The 10,974-nt window shown below is 63.7% G+C and carries 10 protein-coding genes; 6 read left to right on the top strand and 4 right to left on the bottom strand.

Going from position 1 to position 10,974, the window contains the following annotated elements:
- Nucleotides 1–6: 6 nt before the first annotated feature.
- From QX071_RS25845 to QX071_RS25835, 3 genes are all read left to right on the top strand, one after another.
- Entirely contained in the window at nt 7–1,662 is a 1,656-nt protein-coding gene (locus QX071_RS25845; protein ID WP_315705403.1) for a cyclic peptide export ABC transporter, read from the top strand.
- Nucleotides 1,663–1,672: 10 nt separating this feature from the next.
- Nucleotides 1,673–2,398 (top strand): thioesterase II family protein, encoded by a 726-nt coding sequence (locus tag QX071_RS25840; protein WP_315705404.1) that lies wholly within the window; start codon nt 1,673–1,675, stop codon nt 2,396–2,398.
- A 104-nt stretch (nt 2,399–2,502) separates the two neighbouring features.
- A complete protein-coding gene (locus QX071_RS25835) occupies nt 2,503–2,661 on the top strand; it encodes a hypothetical protein (protein WP_315728667.1) in 159 nt (52 codons plus the stop codon).
- A gap of 188 nt (nt 2,662–2,849) precedes the next feature.
- Here the strand turns inward: QX071_RS25835 and QX071_RS25830 are convergent, their stop codons facing one another.
- The gene (locus QX071_RS25830; RefSeq protein ID WP_315752401.1) at nt 2,850–4,187 is read right to left on the bottom strand and encodes a UDP-N-acetylglucosamine-peptide N-acetylglucosaminyltransferase; all 1,338 of its coding nucleotides are present in this window, start codon (nt 4,185–4,187) and stop codon (nt 2,850–2,852) included.
- Nucleotides 4,188–4,829: 642 nt separating this feature from the next.
- On the opposite strand from QX071_RS25830, the gene QX071_RS25825 reads away from it, so the two are divergent.
- A complete protein-coding gene (locus QX071_RS25825; protein WP_315705481.1) occupies nt 4,830–5,285 on the top strand; it encodes an RbsD/FucU family protein in 456 nt (151 codons plus the stop codon).
- 194 nt (nt 5,286–5,479) lie between these two features.
- Here QX071_RS25825 and QX071_RS25820 read toward each other — a convergent pair whose 3' ends face one another.
- Complete coding sequence (locus QX071_RS25820) at nt 5,480–6,121, bottom strand: glutathione S-transferase family protein (protein ID WP_315705406.1); 642 nt, start codon at nt 6,119–6,121, stop codon at nt 5,480–5,482.
- A 119-nt stretch (nt 6,122–6,240) separates the two neighbouring features.
- Here QX071_RS25820 and QX071_RS25815 point away from each other — a divergent pair, with 119 nt between their 5' ends.
- Nucleotides 6,241–6,420, top strand: coding sequence for a DUF1778 domain-containing protein (locus tag QX071_RS25815; RefSeq protein ID WP_315729485.1), 180 nt, complete (start codon nt 6,241–6,243; stop codon nt 6,418–6,420).
- Nucleotides 6,421–6,843: 423 nt separating this feature from the next.
- Nucleotides 6,844–7,209: a hypothetical protein gene (locus QX071_RS25810; protein WP_315705408.1), complete on the top strand. Its 366-nt coding sequence runs from the start codon at nt 6,844–6,846 to the stop codon at nt 7,207–7,209.
- Between the two features lie 673 nt (nt 7,210–7,882).
- On the opposite strand, the gene recQ is transcribed toward QX071_RS25810, so the two are convergent.
- Together recQ and QX071_RS25800 are read right to left on the bottom strand one after the other, a co-directional pair.
- Nucleotides 7,883–9,688: a DNA helicase RecQ gene (gene recQ, locus QX071_RS25805; RefSeq protein WP_315705409.1), complete on the bottom strand. Its 1,806-nt coding sequence runs from the start codon at nt 9,686–9,688 to the stop codon at nt 7,883–7,885.
- Between the two features lie 12 nt (nt 9,689–9,700).
- Nucleotides 9,701–10,906, bottom strand: a complete 1,206-nt coding sequence (locus QX071_RS25800; RefSeq protein WP_315705410.1) for a M20/M25/M40 family metallo-hydrolase — start codon at nt 10,904–10,906, stop codon at nt 9,701–9,703.
- Nucleotides 10,907–10,974: the final 68 nt, after the last annotated feature.

Below are 10,974 nucleotides of genomic sequence, written 5' to 3'. Positions count from 1 at the left end.
ATCCTCATGCAGAACAATCTCGTCTCTTTCCTACTTCGCCTAGTGCCCGGGCCTATCGCTGTCGCCTCGGGGTGCAGCATTGTCGCGGCTGCCACGACCGTCGCGCTGTTTGCCTACGTCTTTGCGCATGTTCGCCTCCAGGCGCCGGCTGCTCTGCCCGAGGTCATCTCATTCGCGGCCCTCGCATCGGCATCGGTCGTCAGCCGTCTCGCCGCCGCGAGAGCTTCGGTCCGTGTTGGCAGCGCAGTCATTCTGCGGCTTCGAAAGACGTTGGTCTCGGCGATTCTGAATACGCGCTACCGCCAGCTCGAGATGATCGGAGCCGGAAGGCTGAAAGCGGTCGTCGCCGCCGACGTCCAGACGATTGCGACGGCGGCTCCCATCCTCGTCAACATGGTGACGAACCTCGCGATGGTCGCGAGCCTCCTGGTCTACATGTGCTGGCTCTCGCCGGTGGGAGCAGGCGTGATCGTCGGCGCGGCGATGATTGGCGTGCCGCTGTACTGGGCCGTGGTCGAGCGGTCGACCAGATTGAGCTATCAGGCCTGGCTGGCGTGGGAGCGCCTCGACAAGGTGCTGGGGGGCCTGATCGCAGGACTGAAACAGCTGAAATTGAGCGCGGTCCGAACGTCCAGTTACCTGTCCGAGGACATCGATGGGCGTCAGACCGAGTTTCTCCGCTTTCGCGAGCAGGCGACATGGGCCGGCGCCATCGCGATGAATGTTGGGCAGGCCGTGTTTCTGCTGGTGATCGGAATCCTCTTGTTTCAGCATTCTCCGGACGCCCGGCATGTCGAGTTCTTCTTTGCTGCGATCTACCTGATCGGCCCGTTGGATGCCGCCATCGGGTCGTTCGCGTCGCTCGGACATGTCAATGCGGTGTTTCGCAGGATTCAAGATCTCGGCGTGGTGCTTGCGTCATCATCAGCCGTTGACCCCGAAGCGGGAGAGAGCGGCGCGGGTGATGTCCCGTGGCGGCAGGTTAGCTTCGAGGGCGTCTGTTATTCCTACGGCGAGCCCGGGCCCGCCGATGCATTTGCATTCGGGCCGGTGGATCTCGTGCTGAAACGCCGAGAGATCGTCTTCATCAAGGGCGGAAACGGCAGCGGCAAGAGCACCTTTGCGCGGCTGCTCGCCGGCCTGTACGAGCCGTCGAGCGGCGTGATCCTCTTGGACGGTCGGCCGATCGATGATCGGAGCCGCGAGCTCTATCGCCAGATCTACAGCTGCCTGTTCGAGGATGCGCATGCGTTCGAGCGCATTCCCGGAAACGAGACCTGCGATGATCGCGCGCGCGGCTTGCTTGAGGAATGGTCGATCGACCGCAAGGTCATGACGGAGCACGCCAGGTTCTTGAACACACAGGATCTGTCGCGTGGTCAGAAGGGGCGGCTGCTGCTCGTATCTGCCTTGATGGAAGATCGCGACATCTACATCTTTGACGAATGGGCTGCAGATCAGGACGCGAGATCGCGGGAGCAGTTTTATCTCTCGCTCCTGCCGGCGTTGAAGCGCGACGGGAAGCTCGTTATCGTGTTGACGCATGACGAGTCATTCGACGCCGTCGCTGATCGCATCGTCAGGTTCCATGATGGAAGGATCGCAGCCGATATGTCGGCCATAACTGGATATGAAGGGTTGTCGCGTGCAGGCGTCGTCTAGCCGATCTGTGTTGCGCTATGCCAGCGCGCGACCCGGTTGCCCGAAGTTGCTGTGCTTTCCCTACGCCGGCGGCGTGGCCGCGGGCTATCGCGATTGGGCCGTGGCGCTGTCGCCGCATGTCGATGTCGTGGCCGTCGAATATCCCGGCAGGGGATTTCGCCGGCGCGAGCAGCTCTCGCGCCGGATTGCCGATCTCGTCCAGGGGATCATTCCCGAGATCGTGGCGGAAATGACCGGGCCGATCATTCTGTTCGGCCACAGCATGGGGGCTCTGGTCGCGTTCGAGGTGTTGCGCGTCTTGTCTCCCAGGCGGCCCGTGATCGCCGCCGTGATGTCCGGTTGTCGGCCGCCCGTCCTGCGCGGCTCCGAGCCGGAGATCCACGCTCTGCCCGACGAGGAGTTCATCGAGGAGTTGCGCAAGCTCGACGGTACGCCGGAGGAGCTGCTCGCTGACCGGGACCTGATGGAGCTCGCGATGCCGGTATTGCGCGCCGATTTCGAGGCAGTTGCGACATATGACGCGCCGAAGGCGTTCAAACTATCCTGTCCGCTGCTAGTCTATGGTGGCGAGAGCGACAACAGTGTCGGTCTCGACGAGCTGGAAGGATGGCGGGAGCACGCCGCCGTCTCCTGCGCCGTCAGGGCGTTTCCGGGTAACCATTTCTTCGTCCGCTCTGCGGAGCAGGACGTGTTGAGCACGCTACGACGTGACATCCGTTCACTCACCGCGGTGTGAGAGCTATCGGAATAGAGGCGCGGCGCAGCTTGCGTCGACGGCTGACTGTAACCCGTGGTTTCCGTCCCGCTCTCATTCGATAGTAGCTGGCACCAGTTCAGAAGTTGGGCATTGCCGTGCAAGCGATAGCAGCCGATAGTTGTCAAAAGGAGCTTGGCCTGATCGTGCAAAATATTCCTGTGGAATCAAGACGCAGAAAAATCGTCGGTGCCACCATCGGCATCCTGAAGCAGCGCCGCGAAATAAGATCAAAGTATCAATGATTTAGTTGCGTGTTAAACAATCGAGTGGGAGTAGGGTGGTTCGCCTCGGCCGTACGCTGCAAGTAGCAGGTACCGATCAGCGTGCGGCTGCAGATGGTTTGGCGATCCGCAGGCCATCTTCCAGTGTCACGCCGTTTGCAGGTTGATCCGTCAGGATCGCCACAGGGAATAACAGCCTTGCGCCCTTGTCAGATCGCAACGGCGCCAATTGTTGTGTGCGCGACGCCACAGCGGTGGCGCTCCCACATGGCGCCATAAAGACTTTCGAGAGCCGCTGTATAGGCGGCCACGTCGAAAAGCGGCGTCGTCATGCGGTTGCGTCGGAGCTTGGCTTTGCACGCATGCAGCAGGCCCGGCTGTGTCGCGAACGCCAAGGCGGCTGAAAAATACTCGTCCTCGTTTCGGGCTATCAGCTCCGGCATCCCGATCGCATGCAAGAGGCTTCCGGCCACTCGGGACGGAAAGGTCTCGCCGGCGCATGTGATGATCGGGACGCCGCACCACAATGCATCACTTGCCGTCGTATGAGCGCCAAACGGTGAGGTATCGAGAACGAGGTCGGCATTCTGCAGACGGCTCAGGTGATCACTCTGAGTCATGTGGGGAGCAAAGACGAGACGATCAGGGATGATCCCGCGTCGCAAGGCTTCTCCCCGAAGATTGCCTTGCGCGCGCTCGTCGGCAAGGAGCCACAACACGCTGTCGGGGGCTGCATTGAGCAAGCGGCACCATAAGTCAAAGCGCGGCGGTGTGATCTTGTAGGCCTGATTGAAGCAGCAGAACACAAAACCCGTCTTCGGCAAGCCAAGCTCTGCGCGCTCAGGCCGACGGCCGATGGTGCTTTTTCGGCCATGCGGCTGATATGAGTGTGGCATATAGGCGAAGGCTTCCGAATAGGCAGAGGCAATCTCCATCGGCGTCATGAACGGGTCGGTGATGATGTAGTCGCACGTGTCCCCGCCCATCGTCCCGGGATATCCGAGATAGTTCACCTGAACAGGTGCAGGATGCAGCATCATGATGCCTGTCCGAGCGCCCCGCGTGTATCCCTTCAGGTCGACAAGGATATCGATTCCTGCGCTGTGTATGGTGCGCGCGGCGTCCGTGTCGCTCATCGCCGTCACGTCATGAAAAGCGTCGAAACTGCTGCAGAGGCGTTGACGCATTCCTCCGCCGTCGTCGACGCCGAATGAATAGGCATGCACCTCGAAGCGGTTGTGGTCATGCGCCTCGAGCGTCTCGATGAGCAACCGCGATGTGGCATGGTCGTGGAAGTCGTTCGAGAGATAGGCGACGCGTATCTTATCGCGAGGAGCGATGGGAAACCGGAAAGCAAGCCTGTCGCGTTCAGGACGACGTGCGGCGATCCGATCGCGCACCCAAAGATCTGAACACACGCGCTGCTCGTGCGCGCTTATTCCGGGAAGGGAGAGGAGCAGGAACGGCGGCACCTCACCCCCTTGGTCTCGCGCCAGCACGGCTCGCATTTGCGACTGGGACTGATCGAACTCGTCCCACTCGCACATGTCTTGGCTGCGGCCTGAATATCTCGTCAAATTGCCTCCCATCCTGGTTCAGGCTGTCGGTTGCGTTTGCTGCCGTCGTGGCAAACCGGCCAGACGACGTTCAGGTTGGGGCCAATCCGACATTCGTGCGAGGCGTTGTGTCAGGGAGCCGACGGGATCAGATACTCGGGATGCGCCAGCCCGTCGCCTATGGTGCAATAGACGTCAAAGCAAATGGTGGGCCACGACGCGCAGCCTTCGGCCGCGCTGCCGTCGGGATGATTTTGAAGGTCTACCGACCGGTGCAGCGCACGGCCGGGCGCGCGCGGTTGCGGTCGTAGGCAGGATGGGTTGAGCCGGCGGCGAAACCCCTCGATTGATTGGTTCGGTCAGGATGGGTTTCGCTGACGGCGGTCAGCCGGTCGCTGCCTGCAGGGAGCGGTTGTGCTCGGCCTTGCTATAGGGGCGCCCTGCAATGTCGTCCGCGAACATTGCAGATCATCCCCGTCGGCCCGCACCCATCATGCGCCATTTGGTGGAGCTGAAGAATGTCTGGAACCCCATTGGAGAAGAGCGCACCACCAACTGAACGCCTCGCCCGACGCGGCCGAAAGTGTGAGGGCAGGCAGAATGACAATGCAAACCGTGATGCAGGGAGAGACCATGCTCAAGACCCTCGATCCGCTGCTCAATGCCGACGTGCTCTATGCGCTGCGCGCGATGGGGCATGGCGACCGGCTGGTGATCTGCGACACCAATTTTCCGGCCGACGCGATCGCGCGCCAGACCGTGTTTGGCGAACTGCTGCGCATCGACAATGTGAGCGCGGCCCGGGCCGTCCAGGCGGTGCTGTCGGTGCTGCCGCTCGACACCTTCGTCAACGATGCCGCGGTCAGGATGGAGGTAGTCGGCCAGCCCGAGGTGGTGCCGCCGGTGCAGCAGGAGGTCCAGGCCGTGATCGATCGCGCCGAAGGAAAATCCTGGCCGCTGGTCGGCGTCGAGCGCCACGCGTTCTATGAGAAGGCGAAGGCCGCCTATTGCGTGATCGCGACAGGCGAGCGCCGGTTCTACGGCTGCTTCATTTTCAGCAAGGGCGTCGTCGCGCCGGACGCGTCGTGAGCATACTCCTGGCCGCGCTGCACATGGGTGATGCGCGTCGTGTTCTCTTGGCATAGCCCGGGCGAGCGCCCGCCGAGGCCCAACGGGCGTCGGCGGGAGCGACCCCGGAGGCGAGGCCGGCGCGCATGTCGCTACGCTCATGGCGGCCTACGGGACTGGCTCGCGCTCTGTAAGCGGTTGAGCGCCGAGAGCGGTCATTGACCGGCCGCGGCAGCGAGCCATGCCCTTCTGCCCTTACATGTTTCCATGGCCCGCTCGTAGGCGTCGCGTGCGCTGGTGCGGGCCATATAGGCCTGCTCCGCCTCGCCGAGGGCGATGCCCCCAAATCTTCGGGCCAGCTCCAGGGCATAGGTCACCGAAATGTCGGCCGCCGTAAACGCCTCGCCGGCGAGATAGGGCGAGCGCGCAAGCTGCCGCCTCACCAGCCGCAGCCGGCTCTCGAACATCTCCAGCGCTTGGCCGGCGCTCCAGTTGTTCCGCTCGGCCTCGGGGGCGAAATTGCGGGCGCCGCCGACGAAGTAAGCGCCCATCGCGAGGCCGGCTTCTCCCAGGTGCAGGAACTGCTGATAGGTGGGGAAGGTGGGATCGTGCGGGTCCGGGGCGAGCGACGTCGGCCCGTGGCGGGTCATCAGGTACTCCATGATCGCAATCGACTCGACCATGGTGACATCGCCGTCCTGGATGGCCGGGATGAATCCGGCGGGGTTGACGGCCAGGAACTCCGCGTCGTTCTCGACGCCGGCAAGGTCCACCGGCCTCAGTCGGTAGGCGAGCCCCATTTCCTCCAGCAGCCAGACGACCCGGAACCCTCTCCCTTCGCCGAAGACGGTGATCATGTTCGCGGTTCCCTGGGTGGAGCGGCTCAATTCAATCGCTCAAAGTTCGCGCGAGCGCAACCGGATCGACGGCACCAAGTCCGTCTCCGCGCTGCAGCCTGTCGACCAGTGTTTGCCTTGTGTCACGGTCCAATCAACCGCATCTCGCGCCAACAGAGGGGCCTGTTCGGGCGGAGCGCCTGGACGCGCGGGTGAGTGCCGCGCACCAGAGCCTGATCAAGCGTTCAGCTGCCTTGCAGGGGCGAAGCGCAACGGATTTCGTGCTGGCCAGCGTACAGGACGCGGGGGGGCGACAATGAGGAGCATAACCAGCTCAGGCTCTCGATGCGCGACAGCGAAGCGATGCGTGGCTGAACGCGAGGCTATCGTGAGTGAACAGGCGCCTGACGTGAGGCCGATTACGCCGCGCCATTTCGGATCGAAGCGCTCGGGGCGCATCACGACCAAAAATGGGGTCGCAGCGACGTAGCGCGCTCGGCGGCGTGATCCAGCCGGACGGCGCGCGGATGAATCGGGACTCCATGGCCGTGACAATGGGGAGAGAGGCAAGGCCGGCACCGGCACGCGCGTTCGTCCGGCGCCGAGATTTGGAAGGGCTCTTGCGTTGTCTGCCTGACTTGCGCCGAGTTTTTCGGCTGATAGTCAAAGCAGGCATTCCTCATCGTCCCAAATGGTTTGGATGAGGCGATCGATCGTTCAACCCGGCCTGGAGAGCCGTCGTCATGAAGAAGTTCATATTGTTCATCTGTCTCGCTCTGCCGAGTGCGTCCGCCGCCGAAGTCGGACGGAAGGAGTTGATTTTCGCAGGCGTCAACGACTGCCTGAAAGAATCCGTGAGCGCGGGGGGCCTGGAAGACGGCGGTGACGCCATCATTCTAGCCTGCAAAGGCGATAAGGCACGCGTCCTGTTCAATATGCTCGGCGGGAAGATCCAATCCGAGGTCGTGCAGGACAAGAACGGAAAATTTGAGAACAGACCCTTCGGCAATAACGCCTGCTATCGCCGGGTTGAAGATGCCGGCGGCAAAACCTCTGACGAGTTCCGCTGTGATCTGGTCGTCGTCACAGGAGATGTCTTCAAGAACTAGCGAGAGCCGAGCGACCTGGGCACACGTGCTTGGCTCGCGCGGCATGTCGTTGCGCTTGAGCGGTATCGTCCGCGCTCTTGCCCTGACGGCAGATCTCCGCACATGCGTCATGCGTGAATTGCCCGTCGTGCCAGTTTGTCGCATGTCGCTCGGCTTGTGTCGTCGGGCAAATCAAGTTCACATTCTCCCGCGTCTCGGCTCGAGAAGAGGGACGTTTCGCGATCGTCACGAACGTCGAGCCTGGGATGCGGTGGGCGCGTCGGTTTGCAGCATGATCTTTTCATGCGGACGAACGGATCGATGCGACAGTGAAATCGCGTGGTCCTGGTCTCCCGGTGCTGAGACCAAGTCGGCGACGATGCTTCGCATCGCGCCGGCGACGGGGGCAAACAAGCCGGTCCCCGAGGAGATCGCGTATAATCTGTTCAAACCATTGCGCAGGGAAGGCCGGTTGTTGGGCTGACCTGTGGTTCTGCCGCGTGCTTTTTTGCTGCACGCGGACCGCGGGTATCAGCCGATACCCGGTCTTCCCTGCGCCTCTTCTTCAAGGAGAAGAGGGGACCATCGAGCAAAGCTCGGGCGCAAGCCGCCGCGAGATCGCGACGTCGCGCCTTGGCTATTCGGTCAATTGGCTGTCTGACAAGTTGGATCAGTCGACCAAGCGCAGGCCGTCTCAGGCGCTCGCAGCATGGTCATTGATGACCGTCAAAAAGGCCTCGCCATAACGCGCGAGCTTGACGGCGCCGGCGCCGGGGATCGCGGCAAACTCGGCGACCGATCGCGGCCGCCGCGCGGCCATCTCGGCCAGTGTCTTGTCATGGAAGATGACATAGGGCGGCACGTTCTGCGCCTTGGCCAACTCCATCCGTTTGACGCGCAGCTTCTCGAACAGGTCGCGGTCGGCGGCAGGAAACGTTTGTGCCGTCTGGCGATCTCGCGATGCCCGGTCGCGCTTGGCTTTCTTGAGGACACGCAAGCTCAGGGGCGGCTTGTCCCGCAGGAACTGACGGCCTTCGGGCGAGATCGACAGGCCGCCATGGCCTGAGACGTCCACCGTGATGAGCCCATGTGCGACGAGCTGACGGACGATGGAGCGCCAGGCGTTGCGGTCGTGCTCCTTGCCGATCCCGAAGGTGGAGAGCTTGTCATGGCCCAGCCGCTCGATGCGCTCGTCGGTCTCGCCGAGCAGGACCGCGACGACATGGGCCTGTCCGAAGCGCTCGCCGGTGCGGTGGACGCAGGACAGCAGCTTCTGCGCGGCGATGGTGCCGTCGAAGGTCGCGGGCGGATCGAGACAGACATCGCAATTGCCGCAGGGCTCGCAGTCGTCACCGAAATAGCGCAGCAGAACCTGCCGGCGGCATTGGCAGGATTCGGCGAAGCCGAGCAGCGCATCGAGCTTGCGGCGCTCGGTGCGCTTGCGGGCATCTGATGCCTCCGACTCGTCGATGAAGCGGCGGCGCAGCGCGATGTCGTCGGCGCCGTAGAGCATCAGGGTCTCGGAGGGCAGGCCGTCGCGGCCGGCGCGGCCGGTCTCCTGATAGTAGGCTTCGATGCTGGAAGGCAGGTCGACATGCAGCACGAAGCGGACGTCGGGCTTGTCGATGCCCATGCCGAAGGCGATGGTGGCGACCATGATCAGCCCCTGCTCGAGCTGGAAGCGGCGCTGGTTGGCTTCCCGCGCCTTCATCTCCATGCCGGCGTGATAGGGCAGCGCGGTGAAGCCATGGTCGGTCAGGGCGGCGGCGACGTCCTCCGTCTTGCGCTTGGACAGGCAATAGACGATGCCGCTCTCGCCTTTGCGGGACTCCAGGAAGCGCAGCGTCTGCTGCATCGTGCTGGTCTTCTCGGCCGCGCCATAACGGATGTTCGGCCGGTCGAAGCCGGAGACGAAGCTGTTCTCGACGCCGATGTTCAGGTGCTCGACGATCTCCGCCCGGGTCGGCGCGTCCGCCGTCGCGGTGAGCGCGATGCGCGGCACAGCGGGGAAGCGCTCAGCGAGACAGCTCAGCGCGCGGTATTCGGGCCGGAAATCATGGCCCCATTGCGAGACGCAATGGGCCTCGTCGATGGCGATCAGAGACAGCTGCGCGGATGTCAGCCGGTTCAGGTTCTCCGGCTTCAGCAGCGTTTCCGGGGCCATGTAGAGCAGGTCCAGTTCGCCCCGCTCGATGTCCTGCCAGAGCAGATCCTTCTCCGCGCCCCAGAGCCGGGAATTGAGCGCCGCCGCCTTCACGCCGGCCTGCCGGAGCGCCGTCACCTGGTCTTCCATCAGCGCGATGAGAGGAGAGATGACGAGCCCGATGCCCGGACGCGCCAGCGCCGGGATCTGGTAGCACAGCGACTTGCCGCCGCCGGTCGGCATCAGGACGAAGGCGTGACGGCCCGCTGTCACATGGTCGATGATGTCCCGCTGCCGCCCGCGGAAGCTGTCATAGCCGAAGACGGTCTTGAGGATGGAGAGGGGATCGGCCGCCATGAACAGCTGAGCTCATCGCATCGTCGCAAGCCGCAGCGCCAGCGCGCAGGCCCGCTCGTATTCGTTGCGATCGATCCATTCGTCCGTTGTGTGCGGCTCGTTCTGCCCGGTGCCGAAGGTCACGGTGGGAACGCCGTGGCGGACCATCCAGTTCGCATCCAGCCCGCCATTGCCGGCGCGGATGGCCGGGGTGCCGCCGACGTCGGACACCGCCGCGACGGCGCGCTTGACGACGGGCAGGCTCTCCTTCATGCGGAACGGATAGTAGTCGGTCTCGGCTTTGAACTTGACACGGCCCGACTTGCCGTCGCTGTTGGTGACGCGCTTGGCGGCGTTCTCGAACGCGGTCTTGTAGGCCTTGGTGATCTCCTTGCAGAACTTCGCATCGTGGCTGCGGCTCTCGCCGCGCACATGGATGTAGTCGGTGACGACGTTGGTGGCGTCGCCTGCAGGGCGGCCTTCGCCGCCGGTGACGGGGCCGACATTGCTGGTGCCGGCCTTCGCGCTTTGCCCCTTGCCCTTCACCACCTTGCCGAACCAGCCGCCAGCCTTCACCTCGGCCAGCGCGAGCGCCAGGATCATGGTCGCGCTGATGCCGCGCTCCGGCGCGACGCCGGCATGCGAGGCGCGGCCGAAGATCTCGACCTGCCAGCGGTCCGCGCCGACGGCGCCGATGGTGACGCCGGAGGCGGAGCTGCCGTCGAAGTTGAAGGCCATCACCGGAGCGCCGAGGTCGTCGGTCTTGACGTGGCGCGCGCCCCACAGCCCGGTCTCCTCGCGCACGCAGAACAACAGCGTGATCGGCGGATGATCGAGCTTCTGCTTGGCAAGCTCAGCCGCCAGCGTCACGAGGATGCCGCAGCCGCAACGGTTGTCGCCGCCGAGCGCGGTCTTAGCCTCGTTGACGATCTTGCGGCCGGCGATCTTCGGTTTGGCGCCGGCGCACAGCGGCACCGTGTCCATGTGGGTCATGAACATGATGCGCGGCTGGTTGTGCATGGTGCCGCGTCCCGGCAGGTCGACGATGAGGTTGCCGGTCTCGGTCGGCAGGGGAATGCGGCTGTTGGCGTCGTCGAACCGGATCGCCTTGGCTGGCACGCCGCTCTCCTTCAGCGCCGCGGCGAGTTCGCGCCCGATCGCCGCCTCCTTTCCGCTCACACCCTCGACACTGAGGAAACGCATGAGACGGTCGGTGGCGGCCTGGGTGTCGACGGACATGAGGAATTCCTTGTGAATCGCGATGCGAGCGAAGCATCGGCCGCCGCGCTCCGTTTCGCAAGGGGGCC

The organism is Bradyrhizobium sp. SZCCHNS1022, from assembly GCF_032484835.1.
In the GTDB taxonomy this organism is placed as follows: domain Bacteria; phylum Pseudomonadota; class Alphaproteobacteria; order Rhizobiales; family Xanthobacteraceae; genus Bradyrhizobium.
Note: the sequence above shows the minus strand (reverse complement) of the source record. Positions and strands in the feature narration are given on the sequence as shown.